This is a genomic window from Bacillus sp. 007/AIA-02/001 (assembly GCF_004634455.1).
Lineage (GTDB): Bacteria > Bacillota > Bacilli > Bacillales > Bacillaceae_G > Bacillus_A > Bacillus_A cereus.
Genome location: NZ_SEIY01000016.1, coordinates 1 through 26,160 on the forward strand (window position 1 = coordinate 1; position 26,160 = coordinate 26,160).

The following is a 26,160-nucleotide window of genomic DNA, read 5'->3' on the forward strand; positions in this document are numbered from 1 at the left end:
AATGCTTAGTCATTCAAGAATCCCATCCATTACACCGTAAGGTGTAGGACTTGCGGCTTTAGCCGTGGGAGTGTCAAATGTTGGCATGCAGTATTATAAGTTAAAAGGCGATTCCGAATTCTGGTAATGAAAAATCGATCAGAAGCTTTCTTATATAATGTTCCAAAGTCCATTTCAATTGAAATGGACTTTATTATCTAAAGAAGTTTATTTGAATTCGGTTCTATTTGGTTAATAAAAACATTTTTATTGAACAAAAAACTCAACTAAAGATTGAATTTTCTTAATAATAAGTCTATATTTTATAAAAATGTTATATAATCCCATGGAATAAAATGTATGATACATTTGAATTGTAATATATAAAATTAAGAGGAGGAATTATAATGGATAAATTCAGAAAAATAATGGGTGTTGCGTTAGTAAGTGGGATGGTAATTAGTGGATTGGGAGGGATTGGTACAACTCAAGCCAATGCCGATGAAATGAGAGCGCATTCATATGTGAAGGCGCTTCAAGCGGAACCGATTAAAAAAGGAATTGGTGGCCGTTCAATCTTAAATAGTACAGGCTCAGTTTTAACTACAAAAGTAACATTACCAGAAATCAAAAATAATAATGGAACACTTAAAGCGAAAGGTGGTGAACTTTATATTTATTCTGGTTTTTCTGGTCCGGTGGAATCAGATATTGGATTTTTGTATAGTGAAACATATAATGTTTGGAAACCTTATATGAAAGTAGGCGGCAATAAAGAACCCATTTATATTGAGGGGAAAGATGAGTTTACGAACTTGAATGGCTTTAAACCAGGAACTGAAGTTCAACTTACAATTTATAAGAACTTAAATGGCAACACTAGGGCAACCTACTGGGGAACAAACGGAAAAGGCTATACAGGAAGAATAATTTCTGAAATCAAGAATACTAATATTAGTAAAGTTAATAATTGGAAAGCATTATCTACAATTGCAGTAAAAGATGACAGTCAAACGAAAAATATTAAAGTAAATACCCAATATAGAGCTACGTTTAGTGATATTCTAATAGATAATAAGCCTATTAATCCTATTAGTAATGCTACTGAATTTGCAAAGATCTATACAAATAATAATAAAGTATCAATTGATATTATTGAGAAAAAGTAGTTATTAAATTATTAATTAGACATTTATCTACTATATGTTGAATTTAATCTATTCATACAAATTACACAGTAGTAAGGGCAAAACGTACTATGTCACTGCTATTCAAGCATATGTATATGTGAGATAAGTACAATAAAAGCAGAATCCTCGCAAGGTTCTGCTTTTATTGATTGTAATTAAATCCTATTACCTCGTATAAACCCTCATATGATTTTTTCTTCAATTAATTCCAACATCTATTTAATTTATTTTCATATGAAATTCTCTACAAAATGATACAACCATTGATAATGCATTCCTAAATCGAGGGTTATTTATTCTAATTATGCAAAATAATATATTCTGAATAATCATTTTTTATTTAGGGATGTCAGAATGGAAGGCGTTTGAAATATATTTATGTACAATTTCATATCATTTTAGAACTATTGGGAAACCGCCTTATAGACATCAAGCAAACCATTACCATAAAAACTTTTATTAATAGGGTTATCATTTCTAACACCATTTTTATAAAGATATTTCACGGCCTTACCCGGATTGTTTTTAAAATTATTTTTATCAATAATTAATGCTAAAGCACCGGATACTTTTGGAGCGGCAAGTGAAACACCTACAGAGAGAGCATAACCACCACCAGGGGCGGTAGTTAATATTAGTTCTTTTAACATTAACTTATTTTTTACCCACTCTTCTAAACCATATTGCTGAAATAATCTATTATCTCCTCCAGGTGCGGCGATATCTATAAAACTTTCACCATAATTTGAAAATAAGGAGAGTAATTTAGATGGGCCAACAGATGAAACTGTTACTATATTAGGAAACTCAGCAGGAACATCTAATACTTCTCCAGTAAATGTTACCCCAGTATTTTTATTTTTTTTTCTGAAAAAATCATTCATTTCCTGCTTGTTAGTAACATCAAGAGCATCATTACCAGCCGCAGCAACTATAACACTTCCCTTTGATTTAGCATATTTAATGGCTTTTTTATAAGCTTTAATTTCGGATAATTCCTCACTAGATTCACCGTCTGAAGAAGATACTATACCATTGATGAGGTATTCGCCTAAACTTAAATTGATAACATCAACATTATCTTTTGCAGCTTCAACAATGGCTTTAATAACCCAAATAGCCTCACCTGCTCCATTACCAAACACTCTATACATTTTAATTCCAATACCAGGAGCAACTCCTTTCATAAAACCATTAGCTGCAACCTGTCCAGCAATAAAACTTCCATGCCCTCTTAGATCTATTAGACGATTTAATTCACCAGTTTCTTGAGATTCTTGCTCTCTAAACCCACCTTTAGGCACTAAATTTTTTGATCCAGGTGAAATGTTATCTTTTAAATCAGGATGATTTATATCAATGCCTGAATCAATGATACCAACGGTTACATTTTTAGTTCCTGGATATAGTCTATAGCTATCACCATTATGGGTTACTTGTTGCATATCCCATTGATTCTCCCATATTTCATTTAAGGGTAGGGGGGACGAGACATTGGTTGCTACTTCTCTTGAATTAAAAGATTGTAATGACTTATTATATGAATCTATATTAGAATCCGAATGAACAAGATTCATTGCTTTTTCGGTAGCTTTCACTTGTATAACACCAATCTCTGGTACACTATAGACTATTTGTATATCATATTTTTGAAACTTACTAGCTAGTTTTTGGGGATTTTGATAATTCTTCAACAGTATCGTGTAATACTGTGATTTATCTTCAGCATGAACTGTAATAATAGGTATGAAAGTTCCGAAAATCAAGTTAATTAACAAAAGGAATTTAATTATTTTTTTCATAAAATCACCCTCTTGATATATTATGTATAATCCTTAGTTTACTAAATCGTTAATGAAAAGAGATGTTAAGAGAATTAGTGATTTGAAAACTTTATTCACTTTGATATCGATATAATGTATTTTAGGAATAGATTCATTAGAGAAGAGAATTAAATAAAAGGGAATGAGTAATTAAATATATAAAGTATTTAATTACTCATTCCTATAATTTTAAATTTAAATTATAAATCTTTTTTGGCATATACTTTCAGAGATATTATCATTGATATAAAACCAATAATAATTGATATGAAACAAGGCATCCATGTTAGGACAGTTGGTGAGAATGGGAAAATACTTTTGAAATCAATATTATTTGATTGTAGTCCTTTTATAAGAGTAGGAGCAACAAAAGGTATTAAAAAAGCAGTTAAAAGTGATATGATTTTTGTTTTGTCATAACCAAATTTAAATTGAACAGGAAGTAGTACACCAAATAAAATACTTAGAGTTAAAAACGTTATTCCAAGAGCGCTAGCGCTCAGGCTTTCTATACCCGACGGTGCGACAACTGAAATAATTATACGGATAATAGCTGCACAAATAAAAATTACAAAAAGAAAAAGGTACTTCGCTTTTACAAATGCGCTTCGTGTGTACGGGGTAGCACAAAGTAAAGCCGCTCCCTTGTACTGATCCTCAAATTTTGATACCGTTCCGAACAAAATATATTCCATCAAAATAACGGTTAAAAGAAAGCTAACAAGACCGCCATCGTTTAATTGTAATTGTGAAGAAAGATAAATAGGAGCTATAGCAGCAAAAACGAGTAAGATTAGAAAATATTTTTTGACTAACAAAAAGTCTTTCATCACTAGGTTAATTAACATGGATGTTCCCCCCAATATATGAAAGCATAATCTCCTCGATAGTTGGTCTTTCTATTAATACATCAGGCATGAGTCGACGTACATCATCTTTTTTATTAGTAATCCCTTCAAATCCATAGTGAGTTTGATGTAAATTTAAAAAAAGAGGTCTTGTTTGTTCATTAATTAAGCGGTTGTCGCCCTTTACCAATGCATGTGTTTCTATTAAAACATCTTTTTCATCATTCACTAAAACTTTTCCATCATCAATTAAAATAATCATATCAGCAATTTTATCTAAATCAGATGTAATATGAGTGGAAAAAAATACGCTTTTCCCCGGCTCTTTCATGAAATCAAGGAGAATATCCATTAATTCACTCCGTACTAATGGATCCAAGCCACTTGTTGGTTCATCCATTATTAATAAATCTGCATGATGGGATAGGGCTAATGCAACTGCAAATTTCATTCGCATTCCTTTGGATAGAGTAGAGATTTTTTGTTCTAGATTTAAGTTAAAATTTTTAATGTAATTTTGGAAAACGGGTTCATCCCATTCAGTGTAGGATGGTGCAATAACATTTTTCATTTCCTTTACTGTTAATTCATCATAAAAATAGCCCTCGTCTAGCACGATACCAATTTTGTTTTTAGACTTTCTTTCATGCTTATCCATATCTTTTCCTAGAAAATTAATTTGCCCAGAATCTTTTAAAATGAGACCCAAAATCGCTTTAATTGTAGTGGTCTTTCCAGAACCATTTGTACCGATAAATCCTGTTATACAGTCTGTGTTAAGTGAAAAGGTAACATCTTTTAACGAAAAATTTCCGTAAGATTTATTTAAATTATTTACTTCTAACACAACATTCATTTTTCATTCTCCTCCTCTAAAATTAAATCTAAAATTGAATGGAGATCATCTGCATGAATACCTATACTACGAGCCATTTGACAAACTTCAGTAAGTTTAACTTCTACCATCCGGCGTTTTGACTCCATTAACAACTCTAAATTTGTAGGAGCTACATAGGTCCCTTTTCCAACCTTTGTAATAATAAAGCCTTCTGTTTCTAATTCTGCATAAACTCTTTTTGTAGTAAGTACACTTACATGCAAGTCGTTAGCAAGTGAGCGGATTGATGGTAATTGTTCACCCTCTTTTAATTCATTGTTAAATATAGATTCTTTAATTTGCTCCTTTATCTGTTGATATAAAGGCAGACTTGATACATTACTTAAGACTATTTTCATTAAACAACCTCTCTATCGATAAGTGTTATGGTATGTCATGCACACCATACACACCATACACAGTTAATATTATAAATTATAAAAAGCGGATTAACAAGATATACTGCGATTAAATCACTTGAAAGTTAACTTAAATAACTTTTCAGAAATAAAATTTTTAGTATCAGTTAATAAAGATATTTGTTATTTTAAATAAACCAAAAAGAAAGTTTTGTAAATATATGTCACAAAATGTTAAAGAAACACACACAAAATGTTAAAAATTTTTTGATTGTTTTTAGAAAACATAGGGAGTTATACTTTAGTCGCACCACACAATACAGAAAAGGAGGTAGGTCAAATGGAAACACCAGTAGTACAACCAAGGGATTGGACTTGTTGGAGTTGTTTAGTATGTGCAGCATGTTCTGTGGAATTATTAAATCTAGTTACTGCGGCAACAGGGGCTAGTACTGCAAGCTAATATCCTTTCATAAGTTTTTTGGTTAAAAGCACTAAGGGAATGAGCACTTTTGGTCAAATTAGATTTTCTAGAAGAAAAATAAATAACCAAAAAGGAGATGTTCTAAATGGAAACACCAGTAGTACAACCAAGGGATTGGACTTGTTGGAGTTGTTTAGTATGTGCAGCATGTTCTGTAGAGTTATTAAATCTAGTTACTGCGGCAACCGGAGCTAGTACAGCAAGTTAATATCCTTTCAGAAGTTACTTTGGTTAAAAACACTAAGGGATTCAGCGCTTTTGGTCAAATTAGATTTTCTAGAAAAGAAATAAATAACCAAAAAGGAGATGTTCTAAATGGAAACACCAGTAGTACAACCAAGGGATTGGACTTGTTGGAGTTGCTTAGTATGTGCAGCATGTTCTGTAGAGTTATTAAATCTAGTTACTGCGGCAACCGGAGCTAGTACTGCAAGTTAAAATTTTAAAATGTGAGAGTGTTTATGTTGAAATTAAATTAGGACTTATTCTATAGACAAACAGTTATGTTAAGAATAAGTCCTATAAGTTTATCGAAAATGAGTATGGGATTTTTGTAATACATAAACTAAATGCTACTTAAAATTTTATAGGAGATGATTAAAGTGAATGGTTATTTATTTTGGAAAGAGAAGCTAGAAATAAGAAAATTCACATCAAATTATGAATCTATGTTGGTAGTTCATAAAAATCCAAACGAAAGCGCTCCCACACTCAAAAACGAAAATACATTTACAATAAATAAAACCGCCACTGAAATTATTGAGTTAATTGATGGTACTAAAACATATGGACAAGTTGTATCTTTCTTATCTTTAAAATACAGTGAAGATCCAATAAGTATTGAAAAGAAATTAAATGCATTTTTGAATAATGTATCCAAAGTTTACAATATGAACATTGGTACGCAAGAAGAACCTATAAATGTACCAGTTAATTTAATTGAAGAACAGACTATATATCCAAAAGTGGCTTCAATTGAAATCACAAACAGATGTAATGTAAGATGTCGTCATTGCTATGGAGATTTTGGAGCAGTAAAGCCAAAAGTAATGAGCTTAGATCAAATAAAATCATTATTAGATGACTTAAATAATATAGGAGTGAAATTAATTGAACTTACGGGCGGTGATATAACAGTACATCCAAATTTAAAAGAGATATTGTTATATGCACTTAACTTGGATTTTTCTCAAATAACACTGTTGACCAATGGTATAGCTCTTTCTGATAAAGTCATGGACATAATAATAAAAAATAAGTCAAAAACATTTGTGCAGATTGATATGCATAGTTTAGATGATAATTATTTGACTTGGTTCTTTAAAGTTCCTAATACACTTCATAAAATTAAAAATAACATAATGAAATTAGCCGAAAATGATGTTCGTTTGCGGATCGCCACAATAGTTACACATTTGAATGTGCACGAGGTAGAAGATATAGCTGAATGGGTACATAATTTAGGAATTGATAGTATTGGGGTATCTCCAGTAATACCAATGGGAAGAGCCTTAGGATGTAGCGATCTTTATTTAAATGAAGAGGATGTTAAAACATATGGTGAAGCATTGTTGAAAATAAATAAAAAATATCCTAAATTTGTTTCATTATATGAAGGTGCGCGCGCTGAGATTAGGAATTGTGGTGCAATAACATCACATATTGTGATTGCACCTGATGGTGAAATTAAAATGTGTACTATGCATAGTTTAGATGATTTGAAAAATAGTATAGGTAATGTTTTTGAACAGAATATTAAAGATATTTATGATGAAAAATTCAAATACATTAATGCATTTTTTAACTTACAAGCACCTCAAATGGACTCTGAGGAATGTAAAGAGTGTGAAAACAAACGTTTTTGTAGTACATGCTTCTTAAGAAGCTTTATAAAAGCACAAGAAATTGGCGATAAATGTAAATGGTTTAAAAATCATGTTCCTGAAATAATTAAGGAGCCATTAATGGTAGGGCAAAATTAGTATGATTGGATGAGATGAATATTGTTAAGTTTCTGAGGATAAACCAATATAATTCCATAGATGATGCGTCTGGATAAGATCTCAAGAAATCTATGGAATTATATTAACCTCATTATATTGATTCGTAAATTAATATAATAAATAGACAAAGGAGGAGAAAGAGGGTGAATAAGAATATAAATAAACAAGATGAAATTCAAATTTCTTATAAAGAGTTATTATTTTTATATCCGTATTTGAAAAATACAAAATCTTTGTTAGCTTTTGGTTTACTTGGAATGGTTATAGCTTCTTTGATTATCGCGCCGATACCATATATTATTGGTTACATTATTGATAAAGTTATACTATTAAATAAAAGCTACGATCAATTATTAAAAACAACTCTTATACTCTTATTAATTTATTGTATTAACTATTTAATATCAATAGGTTATGAGTATTTATTTACTCGTGTACAACAAAATGTAGTTAATGAGATTCGATTATCTATGATAAGTAATATTATAGATGCGCCTCTTTCTTATATTAATCAGAAGGAGAAAGGTTACATTCTTAGCAGAATTGCTGAATCTGGTAATGTAAGTGCATTATTTTCTCCAAATTTATTAAGGGTTTTTTCAGGTATATTCGATTTTTTCTTTGCTTTATTTATAATGTTTAATTTAAGTGTTAAACTTACAGGCATCATAGTAATTATTATTCCGATATATTTTGTAATATCCAAGTATTCTTCTAAAATGATATCAAAAAGTACCACAAACGTATATGAGTCATCGGCAGTATTAAACGCAGAAATGTATGAAACCTTAAATGGAATAGAGGATATAAAATTATTAAACGGTAAAAATATACAAACTAATAAGATTAAGGCTAAATTAAATGATGTAATTAAAAGTGCTCTAAAACAAAGTTTACATTTTATTTTCTTTATGCAAAATTTAATAGTAACAAATAACTTTGTTACAGTAATAGTATTACTGGTATCAGGTATTTTAATTTTACAAAATCAGCTTACTATAGGGGTATATACTTCGTTTTCAATTTATATGGCTAAACTCCTTGCGACTACTCAAGCTTTAGGCAGCTTAGATATAACCCTAAAACCCGTGTGTATTAGTATTAAGAGAATTAAAGAGTTCTTCAATTTAGATGTTGAAAATACACTAGGTACAAATATAATAAAAGAACCAATTAATTCAATAGAATTTAAAGATGTTTGTTTTAAATATAATGAAAATAGTGATTTAATATTTGATCATTTCAACGTTCAAATTGAAAAAGGTGACAAGTTATTAATTGATGGTATAAATGGATCAGGAAAATCTACCTTTATAAAATTATTAACAGGCTTATATCAACCTAAAAGTGGAAAGATATTGATAAATAATATCGACTATAACTTAATACATAAAGAAAGTATTAGAGCTAGAATAGGTATAGTATCACAAAATATATTTTTGTTTAAAGGAACAATATTAGATAACATATTATATGGACAAACAAATAAAACGAAAGAAGATGTAGTTAAGTTAATAAAAAGATATCATTTAACATCACATCTCAACAGATTTGAGAATGGATTAGATACTATAATTGTACAAGATGGTTCCAGTGTTTCAGGAGGTCAAGCGCAATTTATAGCCTTTTTAAGGGCTATTCTCACACAAAGGGATATAATAATATTAGATGAAGCAGCTTCTAATTTACATATTGATACAAGAAATCTTATGTATGAGATACTTCAAAATTACAATCTTTGTAATATATTAATTATGATTTCACATCAGCAAGATGGCTTGTATTTTCTCAATAAAACATTAGAACTTACACATGGTAATAAAAGAAATGCTGTGAATGGTAGTATACTTTAATCATAGTGCTTTCATAGAAGGGAGCATCCTAATTATGCCAAAAATGAAACTTATTAATTTTGATACATATAGAAATTCAATAGTTTTATTTGAGAACACTGGCGAGATTATATCAGTGTCAGCTCATTTTCAATTTTTTGAAGGAAGTGAAAGCTATATTCAAGGTTTTATTGATAATGAACAAGTTATTCACTTTAAATCTAATAATCCTGGTCCAACTATTTCTATATATCAATTTACGCCTAAGAATATTACCAAATTAATTATATCAAGTGAAAATAGAACACATGGAATGGTCACATTGTATACTTCAGAAACATAGCTAACATCTAAATTTTATCATTTTAGCCAAGAAGACTCCTTCCTCAAGGAGCGTGAAGGGCCACAGCCCAGTGAGTAGATGGGAAAGGAGGTATCATCTAATATATGTTGGATGATACTTTTTTGATTTATGAACAAAAAGGCTATTGAAAGGGTCCTGATATAAATATCAAACCCTTTTCAATATGTATAATTATTTCACTGCCTCTTTTAATTCTTTTCCAGCTTTAAAAGCAGGTGCTTTTGAAGCTGCGATTTGCATTTCTTCACCTGTTTGTGGGTTACGTCCTGTACGTGCAGATCTTTCACGTACTTCAAATGTACCAAAACCAAGAATCTGTACTTTCTCTCCATTTGCTAGTGCATTTGTTATTGTATCTAATAAAGCTTGTGTTGCTGCTACAGCATCTTTTTGTGTAAGTTCAGCTTTTTCTGCTACTACTTTTGTTAATTCTGTTTTATTCATTTTCTGCACCTCATTTTATGTAATTAGGTGACTATTATAACGTGTGTGTATTCATGACGCAATTATACTGTACTTAGAAAAAGCCATAGCAAGAGCAAGAGGATAATGTTTGTGTAAAAGGCATAAGAAGGATATTAATTATCGCTTTAAACTCTGTTCATATTTCTTTACATCTTCCATGGTTTTAAATATTAACACATCAAAAATTCCTTTTTCATCCCCACATACGACAACAAAACCATCTGTTGCTTCCAGAACTCTACCGACGCCACCATCTGTAAGTGAAATATTGGTGAGATGTTTTACGTTCAGTTTTTCTTCTTTTTGGATGTAAGTAGTTATGGGTGTTCCTACAGGAAATGCGTCTGTGGTCTCTTTTGTTGTATATGTGCCATCATCTATTGATTGAGTTTTAGCTGTAATAGAATCAGTTTGAGTGGCACATCCTGTTGAACATATTAAAAGAATTCCAGTAATAATACTTACACAAGCTGTTTTTACCATTCACAAAATCCTCCTATAACTGTTCGTATTTTCAACCCATTTAGGGTAACAAATTATATATACGAAGTTTGTTGGTTTATATGAGTCGTAAATTAACAAAGATACAGGTATTTTGGCAGAATGTGTTTCAAACAAAAAAAAGACACCTAAAGGTGCCTTCCTGCGACTGGAACCATCGTAATATGGTATTGGGTGCCAACCTGATTATTTTTTACCACATTAAGTAATTTTGGTTGTTGAGAAATATAATTCAAATCTATATTTTGTTTATTTTTGCTTCGTTAGATTTTTTGTAGTGGATTCTTCAATCTGTTCAGATTTAATTTTAATTTAAGGGGTTATTTCTATCTTGCTACCCGAGTACACACAATAACAGTATTTGTTGCACCAGAACCAACATAATTAATTAAATGTAAAAAATAGTTAAATTCGAAACGTATATTATTATTATATTAAGAATTATAAATTAAAGGTGGCATCTGGAAGGGAATAGTTAAAAATGAAAACAATAAAGGGGAAGTTATCTTTTAGCATTGATATTATAGGTTGTATCCTTTGCATTATAATGCTTATTATAAGTCTTGGTAATTTTAGAACATGGGTGCACCCTTTTTTATTTCTTGTCTGCGGACTAATTTTCTTCAATAATATAGTAAATACCCGTAAGGGAAAAGGGCGTAATTCAAATTAAAATAAAATTGTATCTGTATAACCCAAAAACGCTATTCTTTTTGTAGAAATATACAGAGAGGATGGCATTTTTTATGAATTTTTTGTTCCAAGATAAACTTCAATGATTTGCTAAGGGATTATATCAATATTTTCCTCCTTCACTTTTAGAACAGCTTGCTAGAGGGGGAGATTTTGTTTAAAGAAAGGGAGATTTTGCGATGTTACCTGATTATATAAAGATAGCTTATGAGATAGCCAAAAAAGCCCATGCTGGGCAAGTAGATAAAGCAGGTATGGATTATATCAAACACCCTGAGGCAGTTGCTAGCTTTTTAAATACGACCGAAGAGAAGGCTACTGCTTATTTGCATGATGTTCTTGAAGATACTGAGATATCAGCTGCTGATTTATTAAATGCTGGTATACCTCATAACGTAGTTGAGGCAGTGCAGGTACTGACAAAAGAGAAATACACACCTTATTTTGAGTATCTGAGCAGAGTGAAAGAAAATTCTCTTGCCCGTACAGTTAAACTTGCAGACTTAAAACATAATTCTGATCGCTCAAGACTTGCTAGGATAACAGAGAGAGACCTAAAACGATTGGAGAAGTACCGCAAAGCGATTAAGTTTTTAGGGGAATAAAAGAAACAGCAACTTCTTTAGTTGCAATTTCCTAGAATATTAGTTGTTTGAAGAGACAACTTCTTGCGAATATTCAATGTTCCTCATATGGTATTTTTAATAAAATGTAAAAAATAGTACACAATATGTTAAAGATTATATGCAAAATGTTAAAAATAGGATAAAATGTTTATAGGAGGTGGAGGTAGTTGTTAAACAACCGGATAGTTGTTTGTCGTGCCGAAAAAGGTTGGACACAGCAAGATTTAGGAGAGAGAGTAGGTGCTAGTAGACAGACTATCGCTTCTATGGAAAGGAATAAATATAATCCCTCTTTAATTCTTGCATTTAAAATAGCCCAAGCTTTTGGAAAACCATTAGAGGAAGTTTTTGAATTTAAGGAGGAATAAACAAATGGAATTTATAAAGTATGCTGTAATTATTATTATAGTTTTATCATGCTTAAGTGAATTATATATGTTTAAATTTCAAAAAAGCCCAGAGGCAAGAGATGAGAGAGGTTTAGAAATTCAGTATAAAACTACTAATTTTTTATATAATACTCTTTATCTGGGAATAGTTATATTATTTCTCCTTAACATACTTCAATATATTACAGCAGGACAATTTGTGAATATCCTCTTATATTTCTTTATTTCTTTAGGGATAATAAAAGTTGCTTATTTATATTGGAGAAGGAGCTATTAAATATAAAAAGAAATACTAAAAATAAGGTTCATATTATTAATATACTTGCTCCTAAATTAATAATAGATTATTTTCTGCGGAGGTATTAATACTTAATATTAAGAGAAATTAGCCGCAGCTTACTAAATATAATTATAGATACACCTATGTACTTATAGAATAAATGCAGAGCCTTTATAAGCATGGAAAAATTGCAGTTTCAATTGAAACTGCAATTTTTAATTCATCCTTGCCATTATAGGGGAGGGGATTTGAAGTGTGCTAAGATAAAGTCATTTTAGTAAATTTGCTTCATTTTAAAATAAGTTTGAATGAAGGAGACAATTTGCTAAATACACTATGTTGTTCATTTCCTTCTTGGTTCATACCTGCTTGATAAGAAGAAAACCCTTTATACATTTTTCTTTTCCATTGCCATAAGCCATTAGTTTGATCGAATTCACCATAGTAATGATTGTAATCCAGTTTGTTCCCAGTGTTTTTATTAAAATTATTGCTAATAAAAATACGGCTATTACTTGCATAGATTTGGTTATTGGTAATTATATTGTTCCGAGTATCGTAATTTAATTCGATTTGGCCACTCTCTTGATCTTTTGTATCATTTTTATAAATTACATTGTTCGTAATTGTGTTGTTTTCAGCATATCCTTGCTGACTGTCATACCCACCAATTGCAATACCACTCATAATATTATTTGATATTGTATTGTCTCTAACAGTAATTTGGCTTGCGCTTTTTCCAGCATGTTCGCTAGCTACTTCAATACCGAGATCATTTTCATAGCTTTGATTTTGCTCAATGACAATTTCCTTCCCACCATCCACGTAAATACCATCAGCTGAATATTCATTATAACTAGTATTATTGATGGATGAATTGTGATGGACAATGTTATTACGAACAACCCCATTTCGTGCCTGATCTAAAGCAGCTACTGGAGATACGCCTTCATGTCCAATAAGAACAATTCCAATGTTGTTGTTATCATGTACTTTGTTATTGATAACTTCAAAGGAATCTACATTTCCATTCACAGCAATTGCTTCACTCAGTCCTAACTTCAAATTTGCTACTTCGTTATTATCGATGACAATATGATTTAAATTATTTTGAGCACTAGATGAAGTACCGTATACAGCAATACCGTGTGCATTTCCATCCTTAACATTTGCTTCAATGTGGTGAATATAATTATTTCTAATATCAATGTAACTTCCTGTTCCAGTGATATAAATACCAATAGGGGTTTCGTTAACTTTCGTTGACTTTAAGTTACAAAATTCTAATCCTTTTACTTGAATATAGTTTTTGTCTTCTATTGTAAATAACCCATCATCTTCTAACTTGACTTTAGAACCATCAAGAATGACTTTTTCATCTTGGTAATTTTGAAAAGTAATGGGTGCTCCTGAGGTACCAGAATGAGCGACACGAACTTTTTGGTTATAAACTCCGCCTCTTATGTAGATTTTACTTCCTTCTTTTGCGACATTAGCAGCTTTTTGAATGGTAGCGAAAGGTTGATCTAATGTACCAGGATTGAGGTCATTTCCTGTTAGAGATACATAGTAATTTGTAACAGGGTTTGCATTGCTATTGGATTGTGCAAAGGTAGAGGCAGGGAGTGTGAAAATTAACGTACTGAAAGAAAGGATAAAGATAAAAAGCGATTTTTTTAATGAGAGAAATATTGTTTGATATTTCATCATGATCCTCCTTCTTTATTAAGCATTCCTTCTCAACTATATAATTCAAACTGACGATTTATATCTTGTACTAATAAAAAAAGACCCAGTAATGTATTCTGGATTAAGAAACACCAACTCCTATGGTCTACGTATTCTATCTGAAACTAAATTTTTAATAATTCATGGTTTTTCGTATAAAATCAAATCAAATATACGTGCACTTAAAGAAATATGGATATTAAAATCGGTAGACAAGGGAATGAGGGATACTGATACTAATTTTAAGGAAAGTTATTCGAAATATATTTTCTATTCAATTAAAGCTTCCCTGTGTATCATGTTAACTGTTGTACTAATTAGATTGATAAGATTAACAGATAATTATTTAAAGTGGGGTATTTTCGAGGTAGATGGATTTCATATGTCATCAGTTTTTATTAAATCTGAAATTAACATTGTTTAATATAAGTATTCAAAAAAAGTTTATCAAGTTTTAATATTCAAAAAATCATTTATATAAACAAGTATGTTATGGTAACATTTAACAAAAGGGGGTAGCGTATATGAATGTTGAAATTATTTCTAAAGAAGAAATCACAAAATTATTAAACGACTGGTATCAAGCTATAATTTCACAACGTGTATTACAGTCTAATAAAATAAAAGAAGAGATTGCAGATAAAATCAATAATATTAAGGAAGACCAAACAATATTAGTCTATTATGCATTATTGAATGCACGGTATAATCTGCTAATTCGTGATATGGATAGTTCAAAAGATATTTTGGATAAAATTGAGCCATTACAAGAGCCTACAGAAACATTTTTAGAGTACTATCATCATTTATTTAAAGCAATTTATGCTACTAATACAGCAAACCATAGTGAAGCAAGAATGCAATTTGAAGAAGCTGAAAAGTATTTAGAGTACATGCATGATGAAATCGAAAAAGCTGAATTTAATTATTGGCTTGCAGTTCATTACTATCACATATTGAAACCAATCCTAGCAGTTCAATTTGCTACGAAGGCAAATGAAGTATTTTCAATTAGTCCAGGGTATGAATTAAAAACTGCTGCTTGTTTGAATACTTTAGGGATGGCACACACTCGCTTAAGTGATTTCGAAAGTGCAGAAGAATATTTACTTTCAGCATTGGGTACTTTCCAAAAATCTCATGACGAAAGTCTTACTAAACGTGTAAAGCACAATTTAGGACTTTTATATGCAAGTCAAAACATGTCAGAGTTAGCAATTAAGCATTTAGAGGAATCACTAGAAAACAACGCTAAAACGATGTTTCTTTTAGCAAGAGAACATTTTAAGTTAGGTCATAATCATAATGCTAATGAATATATTGAGAATGGCTATAAGATTAGTGACTTATGTTATCGTCATCATTTTCAAATTTTAAAAGCAGTACATAACTATGCATCACAAGAAGAATTAGAAAATGTGGTCATGGAAGGTATTTCGTATTTTGAAAAAGAAGAATTATATGATTGGGTAAAAGAATATGCTTATCTTTTAGGTAATATATTCTATGGTTCAGAAAATCACGAAAAAGCCAGCAAGTATTTACACATCGCTTTAGATGCAGACAAAAAGAGTATAGAAAGAAGGGCGCTAAAATGAAAAAAGCAATCTTATTAATGATGATGTTATCCGCTGTTTTTACTTTTGGTCTGACTAATGTAAAAGACGTATCACAAAATGAAACTATTGAAGTGTTTATGGATCATGGAGAGCATATTTAATCATCTAAAAAAAGAGGGAGCTGCGAGCACCCTCTTTTTTAATTATGACCATATTAATTTAGAAATAACATAAGTAGCAGTAGGAATGAAAAATATAAGAGATAATGTTCCATATTAGATGTCATAAAAAAACGCCTCCTATGTCGTTATTGAAAACAAGACAAAAGACGTATATGTAGCTTTATAAAAAAGATTGATAATTTGTAATTAAATTTGATGAAATTTTCGTTTAAGAACATGATATGAAGGAATTTTCATGCCAACTTCTCTTTTTATCCTATATAATAAAAGCAAGAATATTAAGATGTTCGCATAGTTAAGAAAAGTGTAGTTTTTAATGTTGTTGTAATAATTGAATATAGATTTGAAAGGATGTACATCATGATTTTAGTTAGTTCTTGCTTAGCTGGAAAACCAGTAAGATATAATGGTACTGCATGTTTAAATGATACAATTCAAAAACTAATTGATGAAAAGAAAGCGATACCTGTTTGCCCGGAGTTATTAGGTGGTTTTGTTACACCGAGAGAACCAGCTGAAATCTTGGGCGGAGATGGATATGATGTTTTAGAGGGCAAAGCAAAAGTAATGGAACGTTCCGGTAATGATGTGACGGAATTATATATAAATGGTGCTATGAAGACTTTAAATTTAGCACAAGAAATGCAAGCTAGCCATGTAGTTTTAAAAGAATATAGCCCTTCTTGTGGCAGTAAAGAAATTTATAGTGGTGAGTTTGTTGGAAAAAAGGTAACAGGAGTCGGCGTAACGACAGCTCTATTAGAAAGTAAGGGCATTAAAGTTATATCTGAATTAGAATTAGATAAATTAATTAATAAAATATAATATTAGAGGGGAAATTTTAACAATTCGCTTACCGAAATTATCAAACTTTATTATAAAAATAAATAGCTTGTAAAATTTCAACTCACGCATTTTAATCAAATTTTTTCAAAATGTGGGAGATTTTTTTGTGATGAAATCAATGGTTTCGCTTAAATTTTAATCAAACTTAATTTCAAACCAACAACAAGGATTTATACTTCTTGTATTATATATATTTAATATTAGGAAATGAGGTTTTATGAATGCAAAATAGTTTATTAATAGATACATTTGATATTATCAAAATGGGCAGAGAAGAGGCGAATCATTTTGATACTGAGCAGTTCATAGAAGGATTAGTTTTTTACGATAAAGTAATATTTTCAGTTAACCACATGACAATTGGAACTGTGGTTAAGCAATTAGTAAACATGATTGGAGTTGAAATATATTCTAAACTTCTTGATAAAAAAGTTATAGATTTTGTAATTGATGATATAGGTTATGGTTTAGGAGACAAGGGGAGTTCGGATAATATGCAAATAGGGCGTTTTGAAATGCGGCCTTTAAAAGAAGAAGAACGGGATATTGAAAAGAATATTAGAGAGAGAGTTAATAGTAGGAATATTACAAGACCCACTTTACAATATTTAAAAAAAGAAGGGCAACAAATTAGTTTACAACATATAAAGGGTCCTGCATACCAAGGTAATATAGCAGCAACATTACAAAATGTAGATCTTGTGAAAAATATTAATCAAGGTTATTTCCCTTTTAGCCAATTACTTTATCCAGATGATATTTTTCAAGACTATAAAATCAATTTTGAAGATGGTTTACTTAAAGTTGATACATATTTAGAAGAGGAATATAGAAGATATTTATTTGTATCTCTAGCTAATGTAGGATTTGGTGCATTAAGGGCTGAAACTTTTAAGTTTGTTGCTAATAATTCTAAATGTAACAATTTATCAGGTAGCTTAGCTACTTCAGAGGTGTTATCTAATCAATTTATTGAATTTAATAAAACTCATTCAAAGGTTATGGATATTTTTGAGATGGAAAATATACCGAATTTACATAGTTTGAATCTTCCTTTTGAAAAAATATTAAAAATTAGAAACGAAACTAAGCACATTCGTAATTTGCTTTCAAATTTTCATGAATTTGATAAAGAAAAGTTTAAAGCAGAATATCATAATTATTTCGAAAAGAAACATATATATTTAGATGGTAAGATTAGTAAGGTTTTGCGTTTTATTATTCCTACAGCTATAGGTATAGTAAATACTCCCGCAGGAATAGCTGTAGCAGCTTCAGAAAATATATTGTCAAGTATTTTAGAACAAAAAAAGTCTGCTAAACTTAGAACTATTTTCAAGAGAAATGATTTAATATAGTAATGTGATATATTAAAAAATTCTTTATAAACTCAGGTGCAGATGAGTTGTTGTATTCAGCTATTGCACTTTGCTACTTTTATAGTGAGAATCTTGATTGTAATGATACGTTGGAAGAATTACGTGGCAGTGTAGAGTAGTAACCATCTTTTTGTCTTAATAGAGCAATTAGGTTTGCATTGTTCTGTTGAAACCCTATTACTGAATCACAAAATCTATCCATATTATACTTTGTTCTAATAGAAGTAGCACTAGCAAGGAATTTTAAAAGATGTGCAATGTGATGGTCAGACTCTTTATACAAGTATACAAGGTTAGGAATTGAAGCTGGAAGCATTTATTGTAAAGGTTGTTTATATTGTTGTGCGGGTGTGCACAAATAGATACCAATAAATACAGGGAGCCTAACAGAGCATTATCGATATTAATCTGCTTTCTAAAAAATATCAAAATGAAAATATTAAAAAATATTAAGTGGATTAATTGAGAGTCATGGAACATAGGGAAAGAGCAGCTATATTTTAACAAAATAAATTTTTAAATCTTGAGACAGGGAAAGAAAAAACTAATCAAAGGCTAAGCCTTTAGTTAAAAAGTTAATTTAATGTATTTAGAAGAGGTGATAAAAAATGAGCATTAAAGATGTTGATAAATTTTTTAAAGATAAATTAACAATGTATCCTCATTTAAAAGTAATTAGAGATAATTTATGGTCTAAAGATGGTAAAAGTCGTGTTTCAGTAATGGTTGGCGCAGGATTTAGTTTGAATGCAACTAAAATAGAGGACAATTTTTCTGGTATGGCTTTATGGAATGATTTAAAGTACATGCTAACAAAAAATTTGAATCATCACCTAGATATAGAATACAAAGATGTTTTAGAAATTGGACAGTTATATGAAGAAGAATATGGAAGAGCAAGTTTAGATGAAATATTAAAAGAAGCTATACCGGATGAAAATTATGAATCTGATTTATTGCATCATAAATTATTAAATCTTCCTTGGGCGGATATATATACTACCAATTATGATACATTATTGGAACGAACTAAAAGAAATATATATGAACGTAATTATCAAGTCATTTACGATATCAATGATATACCTAATTCAACATCGCCTAGAATTATAAAATTACATGGTAGTTTCCCATCTAATAGACCATTTATATTTACTCAAAATGATTATGATAGATATCCAGAAAAGTTTAGTCCATTTGTCAATATGGTTCAACAATCTATTATGGAAACTACCTTTGTTTTATTAGGTTTCTCAGGAGATGATCCGAATTTTGAAAGGTGGACTACTTGGGTTAAAGAAAATTTAGGTGAACAGATGCCTAAGATATATATGATTGGTTATGGTCAAAAAAACAGACTAGGATATTTGAAATCTAAAGGGATTACATTAATTGATTTTGAAGAAATATATTCATCTAAAGAAAGACCTTATCAAGAAATGTTTACAGATCTATTTGAATTTCTTTCTTATAAAGATAGAGAAGAAAAGACGAAATGGCCTTTTAAAAAATATAAAAAATGGAATTTGAGCGTAGAAGATTTAAAGGATAATAGAGAAAGCTTTCCTGGTTGGATAATAATGCCTAATGATATAAGGCGTTCTAATGCTGAAAGTATTAGATTCTTTTTTAATAGAAAAATAAGTGATATTAAATCTTTAAAAAATAAAACTGATCTTGAATTCATAAATGAGATGTTATGGTGTTACGAACATTTTTACATTCCTTTAGATGTCCAAACGTATGTAAGGCTAAAAGCATTATTCGATGAAATAAGTGGTGATTTTAATAAAAATGCCAATGATATTTTGTTATTTTTATTAAAAGAAGCACGGTTAGATTGTAATAAAGAGGAATTCTATAAATATAAGGCTTTGCTAGAAAAAACAGATTTAAACAGAACACAATATCATAAAATAATTTTTGAAGAAGTAATGTTTGATCTAGCTTTTAATAATATTGACAAAGTTAAAAGTAAATTACATAAATGGCAGGTTGGAGAAAAGGAAATCGAATGGGGTATAAAAAAAGCTGCTATACTTATAAAAATAATAAGCAAAACAGAAGCAAAAGAAATTCTTAAAGGGTACTTGCAAACTATTAGAAGTTTATTAGCGATACAGAGTGATGAATATAGATTGCTTTCTTTAGAAAGTATCGCATTAAATCTTTTGCGAAAAATTAATAATGAGAGAGACTATGGGTATGATAGACTTAGAAATCTAAATTTGAAAAATTGTAACGCCAATAAAGAATTCGAAAATACGCTAATATCAGTAAAAAAATATGAATATGAATTGGGCACTAAAGAAAATCCTGGTTTTGACCCAGGAGAAGGTAAGGTTTCTTCGAAAATGGGAGATTATTTTAAGCAAGAACTCTTAGATTCATTTGCAGTTTTACAAATTGAAGAGTTATTTAATCTTACTATGAATGATAAATCACAATATGAGTTATCATTGAAAAATTTAGAAATTCAATATCCGTTATATTCTCAAATTAAGCGAATTCACTATTTATCTGTTAAAGAAATTGATGAGTTCTTTTCAAGAGAATTTGTGTATAAGTTAGATGATAACAATTTAGAAATTTTATTGGAAATGTTAAGCGACACTATGGAAAAAGAATCAATATCAATTATTAGCAGAGATGTAGCGATAGAAATAATCTCACGTATTTATTTTGCTTTACCTCAAGGAGTAAAACTAGAACTAGATTCAAAAATTATTTCTTTTATGAACAACATAGATAGTCTTAAAAATGATATAAAAAAAGTTTTAATAAATTTAATTAAAAGAATTGTATTTGATAAAAACAGGGATGAAAAAAGGGGATTTTGCGAAAAATTAATCGAATTAAATGTTTTTAGTCAATGGAAACAAGATGAAACTCTGTACAGACATGAATTTTTTGAGCCAATTCTAGTTGTTTTTTCTGAAATGGAGGATGTTGGTGTTTTGTCAGTTTCTGAAGATAAAATTTCAGAGATGTTTAGTTATTTAAAAGAAGATAGCGATCAAAGTTTAAAGGAATCTGCATTGATAAGATTGACTTTTCTTGCCCAAAAAAATAGCCTTTCTAAAGTAAATAAGGAGGAATTTATTAAGGCTCTAAAAAGGTTAGAAGGAACAAGAGAACAAGGGATAAGTGATTTTATATTTAGCGGTGTGTTTGATAAAATAATTAATTCAAGCCAGGAAATTAGCGGCGAAGGAATAGAACTATATTTAGGTAAGGATATTCCGGTATTTTACAAATATGATGAAATGCTTAAAAGTATGGCGTATTCTGATAATAGGGCAGTGTTTGATTATTTTAATGAAATGTACGGGATATTTCCTGATTATATTGGAAAGAAAACAAGAAAGTTACCTGGAAATGATTGTTATAAAACATGGCTCAACAAATTTTATAAGTGGTGGGATCATCAGGAAGACGGTTTATTACGTGATATCAAAGAGGAAAAGGGACTTTTACCATTGCCAGATTATTTACAATATGTTGTTGTTTGTTTAAAAAATAACATATTGTCAGTTGCTCCCTTAGAGGTTTTTGATGATAAGGATATTGAAAAGTTAAAGTTGATTTTTGAGAAGATAGATGATAAAAGACCAGATTTATCTTTATACTTAGTTCCAAGTTTTACACGTTTAAAAATATCTAATAAATACTCGTTTAGAACTATACTAGATAAATTAAAATCAAAAGAACATTCTAAAGTAACTATGGCACTTCATTGTATATATGACTATTTAGCTCTAATAGACGATAAAGAAATAGAACTAGATAGTAAGCTTTTGAAGCAAGAATTATTTAATATGTTATATTACTGTACGGATGACATTTTTAAAGGTACTGTGGATACTCTGAAATATTGTATGAAAAATGTTCCTAATATTTTTTATGAAGATGACCATACCTCTTTATTAGAATTCCTTATTGAATTTTTAAAACTTATTAATGATAAAATAATTAATATCTCATCGTTAAAAGATTTTGAACTGTTATCAGCTATTTCAGGATTAGTTGCTTATTTATATCAGAATGCAGAGCTGAAAATAAAGAGGGACTTAAGAGGGTGGGCTGATTATATTAAGGGGCATCGCTTACCAGAAGTGAGAAAATACAGTGATTTAATGAGATGAAATAAATTGGTTTTGTTCCAACTTTTTAATATACACCAGATAATAAAGATAAATTAACTAACGCATTTTTATCAAACTTTATGGTAAAGCTCTAGCTGAACAAATAGAAAAAGAAATTCGTTCAAATAGTAATATCAAATTAGAAATGGAACAAGAGTTGAAATATTTAAATGTATAATGCATCTAAGCCTCAGAAATATCAGTTTCTGAGGCTTTTTATTTTAAGAATCATTTTTTGAGAATTTCGGGTGTTGAACAGATAGTGAACTAATAATTGTGTAGTATGTTGTAGATTTGAAATAAAGTTGTACTGTTTATAAAAAAGTCGTATCGTTTTGATGAAAGTTTAACCGTTTATAAAAAAGAAAAACCGGAATTTCCTACCTCTATAAAGAGGGGATTTCGGTCTTTCTTTTGGGATAATAAAGTTATTCTATTAATGTAGCTTTGAAATAAATTTTGATAAAATGGAGTTTTTACCTTTGCTGTTAAATAAGGATTAAATAGTATTTTTTAATCCAACTTTATTCTAAATCAACATCAGCGGCATTGTCCATCGGTTGACATAAGGTCCTGTTCGCCTTCGTGAGGACGACAATCTTCCCCCCCACCGCTCATACCGCCTTCGCCAGGATTCTCCCCACCACTCATGCCGCCTTCGCCGGGATCCTCTTCACCGGATCCTGGATTATATTTATTACTTGGATCTACACTCATGCCACCTTGAGAGCCAGACATGCCGCCTTCGCCGGGATCCTCTTCACCGGATCCTGGATTATATTTATTACTTGGATCTACACTCATGCCACCTTGAGAGCCAGACATGCCGCCTTCGCCGGGATCCTCTTCACCGGATCCTGGATTATATTTATTACTTGGATCTACACTCATGCCACCTTGAGAGCCAGACATGCCGCCTTCGCCGGGATCCTCTTCACCGGATCCTGGATTATATTTATTACTTGGATCTACACTCATGCCACCTTGAGAGCCAGACATGCCACCTTCGCCGGGATCCTCTTCACTGGATCCTGGATTATATTTATTACTTGGATCTACACTCATGCCACCTTGAGAGCCAGACATCCCGCCTTCGCCGGGATCCCCCTCACCAGAGCCAGGATCGAGCTTATCTTGCTGGTCTAAATATTCAATTTCTATCTCTGCGAAATCGACGACTACCCCGACAGTCTTTCCGAAGGTTTCACCCAACGTACCGATAACCGTTTCTCCAGCCCATTGTAGTGCCTTCCCCTCGTCTTTAGTGATAAATTTTCCGACTTCCTGTCCGAGGGCCTTGCCGATTTCGGCATATTCACTCTCTCTATTACTTGGCATTTGCAAACACCTCTCCTTACTATAATAAAAGTTCAACATAAATATTACCTTGACTTGTCCGTAAAAAGTTTCGAATCTGACGCCATTATGGCTGTTCTGTGTTTGTGGGGCTTATTTACTTCAATCATGTCGAAGTTCCGTGCTTTCGTTGTTTTAATTGCCCATTAGCGTTTTTTATACTCTACGGGATGGAAACAAGGGTGAAAATTAATTAGGGGAGTGCAGAATAATTCTGCACTCCCCTTTTTTTGTTTCGAAAAGTATAAATTTACAGACGTACCATGGGTTCTCTATATCATTAAATGCCGAAAATCAAAACAGTTCGATGTTGATTTAAAATAAAATTTGATTATTTATCATAAAGATTGATAATTTGTAAAAAGATTGATATAAAGATCTATTTTGTAGAGTATTTCTTTATTCAAAAATCGAGCGCTTTAATTGAGCAAGGGTCACAAAAATTATCAAACTTTTTTATAAAAGGATGATTCAATTGAATATAGAAAAAGCGTGTCTTGATCAATCTTTTTTTCAAAACACGCTTTTTCTATTTGTTCTTTTATCAAGGTTTATTAAGTTAATTTAATCAAACTTTATTCAAAAGCTATAGTATAACTGCCCGTTGTAGCTGACCGCCACCCTGTGTCAAGTCACCGTTAAGTCAACGGAAAATAAAAACCCGCATCAAACGTTAATTTGACACGGTTTCTATCAGTATGACCCCGGAGAGGCTCGAACTCACGACCTCCACCCTGTCAAGGTGAAGGCCTTTTAGCTAATTTAGTCTTCCTTTTGTATTAAAAACTTCCAAAACTTCTTTAATTCCTCCTGCTTTTGAGGAGAGGCACTTTTAATAGCTTTAAACCACTGTTCTAATTCTGTATCAGTTACCTCAATATTATCTCTTGTAATGAATCCTATTTCTTCTAATAAGGATTTTGTGCTTATATTCATGGCATTTGATATCTTTTCTATTACTAAAAGTGTGGGTTCTACAGGTTTTCCAGTTCTTGAATCTACACCTTTTTCAAGTTTGTCTATATAAGTATGACTAACATCACATTTTTGAGCAAACTCGCGTAAGGATAGTTTATTTGTTAAACGATAATTTTTTATAATTTCACCAAGAGTTTTCTTCATATGTAATCCTCCTATTACAATTGTAAACAATAATTTACAAAAAGAAACTAAAATAGAGAAAAAATATGTAAAACATTGTTGATGATTAAGTAAACTATGGTTTACGATCGTTTTGTAATCATATAAATACATAAGCGGAGAGGAGTAGAGCAGTGAATAAGATAGCTGAATTAAGGAAAGAAAAACTAATATCACAAAAAAAATTAGCGGAACAAGTTGGTTTATCGCGCACTTATATTTCTGAGATAGAGAATAATAAAAAACAACCAAACGTTAAGTTAGCTATAAAAATAGCAAAGGTTTTAGGAACAAGCGTGGAATCTATTTTTGGCCCTTATTGTAAACTATAGTTTACAATAAGGGGGATAGAGAATTTGATTACCATATATAGCAGTTCCATCATAATTCAGATAGTCCAATTAATAGCAAAAAATAGAATAGAGGAAGTGTTCAATATGAATATGAAAACATTTGAAATGCGTGAAAAACGATTAGCAGAACTACTAGGTGCAAAAGTACTATGGGAATTTATCAGTGCCGTCACAGAGGAAATTGAAAAGCAGGAATTAGGGTCTACACCAGGTTTGTTAGAAGATCTATTCATACATGTGAAAGAAACCATCCAAATTCAAAATATGAATCAACACATAACAAAAGCCCCTGTAAAAACAGAGGCTGGTAGTATAGATAAAGAGACATTATATATAGAAGCATATGTAGAATTAATTAATCATAAGTTTGTTATTTCTGAATTAGCTGTAGAGCTTTCATCTGTTCTAAAAGAATTAAATTGTTTTGTTCAATCATCTTTGCCACAGCTTCAAAGTGAGCTTGATTCTCAAGAACCTCAATCTGCTTCTCTTTAGGGAGTGATTGAAGTATTTCTTTTATTTCTTTACACTCGTATATGTTATTCTCCGAGTCTTCGATTAATTTATTGCGACGATTGGTGTATTCAAGTGCGCCTAAAGTCGCTAATGCGCGAGGATCTAATCCTAGAATTTCCATGTATTCCTCTCCTTTCCTCTACAATAATTCGATAGAGGGAAGGAGATTCCTTTAATAATTTGGTAGAGTTTTTATAGTTATATAACATATTTTTTATTAGTGAGAATTTTATTTAGCAGGAA

General features: G+C 30.7%; 26 protein-coding genes. 17 read left to right on the plus strand and 9 right to left on the minus strand.

What is annotated here, in order from left to right; genetic code table 11:
* The first annotated feature begins 386 nt into the window (after positions 1–386).
* Entirely contained in the window at positions 387–1,148 is a 762-nt protein-coding gene (locus tag ES895_RS23280) for a YrpD family protein (protein ID WP_097814474.1), read from the plus strand.
* A gap of 425 nt (positions 1,149–1,573) precedes the next feature.
* Here the strand turns inward: ES895_RS23280 and ES895_RS23285 are convergent, their stop codons facing one another.
* From ES895_RS23285 to ES895_RS23300, 4 genes are all read right to left on the minus strand, one after another.
* Complete coding sequence (locus ES895_RS23285) at positions 1,574–2,971, minus strand: S8 family peptidase (RefSeq protein WP_135238689.1); 1,398 nt, start codon at positions 2,969–2,971, stop codon at positions 1,574–1,576.
* Between the two features lie 221 nt (positions 2,972–3,192).
* Complete coding sequence (locus ES895_RS23290) at positions 3,193–3,840, minus strand: ABC-2 transporter permease (RefSeq protein ID WP_097814476.1); 648 nt, start codon at positions 3,838–3,840, stop codon at positions 3,193–3,195.
* Positions 3,830–4,696, minus strand: coding sequence for an ABC transporter ATP-binding protein (locus tag ES895_RS23295; protein ID WP_001103610.1), 867 nt, complete (start codon positions 4,694–4,696; stop codon positions 3,830–3,832). The genes ES895_RS23290 and ES895_RS23295 overlap by 11 nt, the downstream gene beginning before the upstream one ends.
* The gene (locus ES895_RS23300) at positions 4,693–5,076 is read right to left on the minus strand and encodes a GntR family transcriptional regulator (RefSeq protein ID WP_000706800.1); all 384 of its coding nucleotides are present in this window, start codon (positions 5,074–5,076) and stop codon (positions 4,693–4,695) included. The genes ES895_RS23295 and ES895_RS23300 overlap by 4 nt, the downstream gene beginning before the upstream one ends.
* Positions 5,077–5,416: 340 nt before the next feature.
* Between ES895_RS23300 and tucA (ES895_RS30020) the strand changes: the two genes are divergently transcribed.
* From tucA (ES895_RS30020) to ES895_RS23315, 6 genes are all read left to right on the plus strand, one after another.
* A complete protein-coding gene (tucA, locus tag ES895_RS30020; RefSeq protein WP_000449799.1) occupies positions 5,417–5,539 on the plus strand; it encodes a subclass IId bacteriocin thuricin17 in 123 nt (40 codons plus the stop codon).
* Positions 5,540–5,645: 106 nt separating this feature from the next.
* On the plus strand, positions 5,646–5,768 hold the full coding sequence (gene tucA / locus ES895_RS30025; RefSeq protein ID WP_000449799.1) for a subclass IId bacteriocin thuricin17: 123 nt from the start codon (positions 5,646–5,648) through the stop codon (positions 5,766–5,768).
* Positions 5,769–5,875: 107 nt separating this feature from the next.
* A complete protein-coding gene (tucA, locus tag ES895_RS30030; RefSeq protein ID WP_000449799.1) occupies positions 5,876–5,998 on the plus strand; it encodes a subclass IId bacteriocin thuricin17 in 123 nt (40 codons plus the stop codon).
* A gap of 155 nt (positions 5,999–6,153) precedes the next feature.
* The gene (locus ES895_RS23305) at positions 6,154–7,542 is read left to right on the plus strand and encodes a radical SAM/SPASM domain-containing protein (RefSeq protein ID WP_002197114.1); all 1,389 of its coding nucleotides are present in this window, start codon (positions 6,154–6,156) and stop codon (positions 7,540–7,542) included.
* A gap of 164 nt (positions 7,543–7,706) precedes the next feature.
* On the plus strand, positions 7,707–9,416 hold the full coding sequence (locus tag ES895_RS23310; RefSeq protein WP_001038823.1) for an ABC transporter ATP-binding protein: 1,710 nt from the start codon (positions 7,707–7,709) through the stop codon (positions 9,414–9,416).
* Between the two features lie 34 nt (positions 9,417–9,450).
* A complete protein-coding gene (locus tag ES895_RS23315) occupies positions 9,451–9,738 on the plus strand; it encodes a hypothetical protein (RefSeq protein ID WP_097862630.1) in 288 nt (95 codons plus the stop codon).
* Between the two features lie 192 nt (positions 9,739–9,930).
* On the opposite strand, the gene ES895_RS23320 is transcribed toward ES895_RS23315, so the two are convergent.
* Together ES895_RS23320 and ES895_RS23325 are read right to left on the minus strand one after the other, a co-directional pair.
* The gene (locus tag ES895_RS23320) at positions 9,931–10,203 is read right to left on the minus strand and encodes an HU family DNA-binding protein (protein WP_135238690.1); all 273 of its coding nucleotides are present in this window, start codon (positions 10,201–10,203) and stop codon (positions 9,931–9,933) included.
* Between the two features lie 138 nt (positions 10,204–10,341).
* The gene (locus tag ES895_RS23325; protein WP_098432075.1) at positions 10,342–10,707 is read right to left on the minus strand and encodes a hypothetical protein; all 366 of its coding nucleotides are present in this window, start codon (positions 10,705–10,707) and stop codon (positions 10,342–10,344) included.
* An 890-nt stretch (positions 10,708–11,597) separates the two neighbouring features.
* Between ES895_RS23325 and ES895_RS23335 the strand changes: the two genes are divergently transcribed.
* The 3 genes from ES895_RS23335 to ES895_RS23345 all read left to right on the plus strand — a co-directional run bounded on the left by ES895_RS23335 (position 11,598) and on the right by ES895_RS23345 (position 12,710).
* On the plus strand, positions 11,598–12,023 hold the full coding sequence (locus ES895_RS23335) for an HD domain-containing protein (RefSeq protein ID WP_098432077.1): 426 nt from the start codon (positions 11,598–11,600) through the stop codon (positions 12,021–12,023).
* A gap of 188 nt (positions 12,024–12,211) precedes the next feature.
* Positions 12,212–12,412, plus strand: a complete 201-nt coding sequence (locus ES895_RS23340) for a helix-turn-helix transcriptional regulator (protein WP_000933886.1) — start codon at positions 12,212–12,214, stop codon at positions 12,410–12,412.
* Between the two features lie 4 nt (positions 12,413–12,416).
* Positions 12,417–12,710 (plus strand): hypothetical protein, encoded by a 294-nt coding sequence (locus ES895_RS23345; protein ID WP_061655538.1) that lies wholly within the window; start codon positions 12,417–12,419, stop codon positions 12,708–12,710.
* Positions 12,711–13,001: 291 nt separating this feature from the next.
* Here the strand turns inward: ES895_RS23345 and ES895_RS23350 are convergent, their stop codons facing one another.
* Complete coding sequence (locus ES895_RS23350; RefSeq protein WP_098205064.1) at positions 13,002–14,420, minus strand: right-handed parallel beta-helix repeat-containing protein; 1,419 nt, start codon at positions 14,418–14,420, stop codon at positions 13,002–13,004.
* Between the two features lie 545 nt (positions 14,421–14,965).
* Between ES895_RS23350 and ES895_RS23360 the strand changes: the two genes are divergently transcribed.
* The 5 genes from ES895_RS23360 to ES895_RS23380 all read left to right on the plus strand — a co-directional run bounded on the left by ES895_RS23360 (position 14,966) and on the right by ES895_RS23380 (position 22,552).
* The gene (locus tag ES895_RS23360; protein WP_098432078.1) at positions 14,966–16,039 is read left to right on the plus strand and encodes a Rap family tetratricopeptide repeat protein; all 1,074 of its coding nucleotides are present in this window, start codon (positions 14,966–14,968) and stop codon (positions 16,037–16,039) included.
* The gene (locus tag ES895_RS23365) at positions 16,036–16,161 is read left to right on the plus strand and encodes a hypothetical protein (RefSeq protein ID WP_000709205.1); all 126 of its coding nucleotides are present in this window, start codon (positions 16,036–16,038) and stop codon (positions 16,159–16,161) included. The genes ES895_RS23360 and ES895_RS23365 overlap by 4 nt, the downstream gene beginning before the upstream one ends.
* Before the next feature lie 381 nt (positions 16,162–16,542).
* Entirely contained in the window at positions 16,543–17,007 is a 465-nt protein-coding gene (locus ES895_RS23370) for a 2-thiouracil desulfurase family protein (RefSeq protein ID WP_000604767.1), read from the plus strand.
* A gap of 242 nt (positions 17,008–17,249) precedes the next feature.
* Positions 17,250–18,386: a hypothetical protein gene (locus tag ES895_RS23375; RefSeq protein ID WP_098205061.1), complete on the plus strand. Its 1,137-nt coding sequence runs from the start codon at positions 17,250–17,252 to the stop codon at positions 18,384–18,386.
* Positions 18,387–19,015: 629 nt separating this feature from the next.
* On the plus strand, positions 19,016–22,552 hold the full coding sequence (locus tag ES895_RS23380; protein WP_135238691.1) for an SIR2 family NAD-dependent protein deacylase: 3,537 nt from the start codon (positions 19,016–19,018) through the stop codon (positions 22,550–22,552).
* Between the two features lie 540 nt (positions 22,553–23,092).
* On the opposite strand, the gene ES895_RS23385 is transcribed toward ES895_RS23380, so the two are convergent.
* Positions 23,093–23,638 carry a hypothetical protein gene (locus ES895_RS23385; RefSeq protein ID WP_135238692.1) on the minus strand — a complete coding sequence of 182 codons (546 nt, stop codon included), beginning with the start codon at positions 23,636–23,638 and terminating at the stop codon, positions 23,093–23,095.
* 1,032 nt (positions 23,639–24,670) lie between these two features.
* The gene (locus ES895_RS23390) at positions 24,671–25,030 is read right to left on the minus strand and encodes a helix-turn-helix domain-containing protein (protein ID WP_087965343.1); all 360 of its coding nucleotides are present in this window, start codon (positions 25,028–25,030) and stop codon (positions 24,671–24,673) included.
* A 152-nt stretch (positions 25,031–25,182) separates the two neighbouring features.
* On the opposite strand from ES895_RS23390, the gene ES895_RS23395 reads away from it, so the two are divergent.
* Together ES895_RS23395 and ES895_RS23400 are read left to right on the plus strand one after the other, a co-directional pair.
* Positions 25,183–25,380: a helix-turn-helix transcriptional regulator gene (locus ES895_RS23395; RefSeq protein ID WP_098432094.1), complete on the plus strand. Its 198-nt coding sequence runs from the start codon at positions 25,183–25,185 to the stop codon at positions 25,378–25,380.
* 105 nt (positions 25,381–25,485) lie between these two features.
* A complete protein-coding gene (locus ES895_RS23400; protein WP_098432093.1) occupies positions 25,486–25,896 on the plus strand; it encodes a hypothetical protein in 411 nt (136 codons plus the stop codon).
* Positions 25,897–26,160: the final 264 nt, after the last annotated feature.

Excerpts from the sequence above, each read along its gene's own strand:
- ES895_RS23280 (WP_097814474.1), top strand. The coding sequence starts at position 387 with ATGGATAAATTCAGAAAAATAATGGGTGTTGCGTTAGTAAGTGGGATG.
- ES895_RS23285 (WP_135238689.1), bottom strand. The coding sequence starts at position 2,971 with ATGAAAAAAATAATTAAATTCCTTTTGTTAATTAACTTGATTTTCGGA.
- ES895_RS23290 (WP_097814476.1), bottom strand. The coding sequence starts at position 3,840 with ATGTTAATTAACCTAGTGATGAAAGACTTTTTGTTAGTCAAAAAATAT.
- ES895_RS23295 (WP_001103610.1), bottom strand. The coding sequence starts at position 4,696 with ATGAATGTTGTGTTAGAAGTAAATAATTTAAATAAATCTTACGGAAAT.
- ES895_RS23300 (WP_000706800.1), bottom strand. The coding sequence starts at position 5,076 with ATGAAAATAGTCTTAAGTAATGTATCAAGTCTGCCTTTATATCAACAG.
- tucA (WP_000449799.1), top strand. The coding sequence starts at position 5,417 with ATGGAAACACCAGTAGTACAACCAAGGGATTGGACTTGTTGGAGTTGT.
- tucA (WP_000449799.1), top strand. The coding sequence starts at position 5,646 with ATGGAAACACCAGTAGTACAACCAAGGGATTGGACTTGTTGGAGTTGT.
- tucA (WP_000449799.1), top strand. The coding sequence starts at position 5,876 with ATGGAAACACCAGTAGTACAACCAAGGGATTGGACTTGTTGGAGTTGC.
- ES895_RS23305 (WP_002197114.1), top strand. The coding sequence starts at position 6,154 with ATGATTAAAGTGAATGGTTATTTATTTTGGAAAGAGAAGCTAGAAATA.
- ES895_RS23315 (WP_097862630.1), top strand. The coding sequence starts at position 9,451 with ATGCCAAAAATGAAACTTATTAATTTTGATACATATAGAAATTCAATA.
- ES895_RS23320 (WP_135238690.1), bottom strand. The coding sequence starts at position 10,203 with ATGAATAAAACAGAATTAACAAAAGTAGTAGCAGAAAAAGCTGAACTT.
- ES895_RS23325 (WP_098432075.1), bottom strand. The coding sequence starts at position 10,707 with ATGGTAAAAACAGCTTGTGTAAGTATTATTACTGGAATTCTTTTAATA.
- ES895_RS23335 (WP_098432077.1), top strand. The coding sequence starts at position 11,598 with ATGTTACCTGATTATATAAAGATAGCTTATGAGATAGCCAAAAAAGCC.
- ES895_RS23345 (WP_061655538.1), top strand. The coding sequence starts at position 12,417 with ATGGAATTTATAAAGTATGCTGTAATTATTATTATAGTTTTATCATGC.
- ES895_RS23350 (WP_098205064.1), bottom strand. The coding sequence starts at position 14,420 with ATGAAATATCAAACAATATTTCTCTCATTAAAAAAATCGCTTTTTATC.
- ES895_RS23360 (WP_098432078.1), top strand. The coding sequence starts at position 14,966 with ATGAATGTTGAAATTATTTCTAAAGAAGAAATCACAAAATTATTAAAC.
- ES895_RS23365 (WP_000709205.1), top strand. The coding sequence starts at position 16,036 with ATGAAAAAAGCAATCTTATTAATGATGATGTTATCCGCTGTTTTTACT.
- ES895_RS23370 (WP_000604767.1), top strand. The coding sequence starts at position 16,543 with ATGATTTTAGTTAGTTCTTGCTTAGCTGGAAAACCAGTAAGATATAAT.
- ES895_RS23375 (WP_098205061.1), top strand. The coding sequence starts at position 17,250 with ATGCAAAATAGTTTATTAATAGATACATTTGATATTATCAAAATGGGC.
- ES895_RS23380 (WP_135238691.1), top strand. The coding sequence starts at position 19,016 with ATGAGCATTAAAGATGTTGATAAATTTTTTAAAGATAAATTAACAATG.
- ES895_RS23385 (WP_135238692.1), bottom strand. The coding sequence starts at position 23,638 with ATGTCTGGCTCTCAAGGTGGCATGAGTGTAGATCCAAGTAATAAATAT.
- ES895_RS23390 (WP_087965343.1), bottom strand. The coding sequence starts at position 25,030 with ATGAAGAAAACTCTTGGTGAAATTATAAAAAATTATCGTTTAACAAAT.
- ES895_RS23400 (WP_098432093.1), top strand. The coding sequence starts at position 25,486 with ATGAATATGAAAACATTTGAAATGCGTGAAAAACGATTAGCAGAACTA.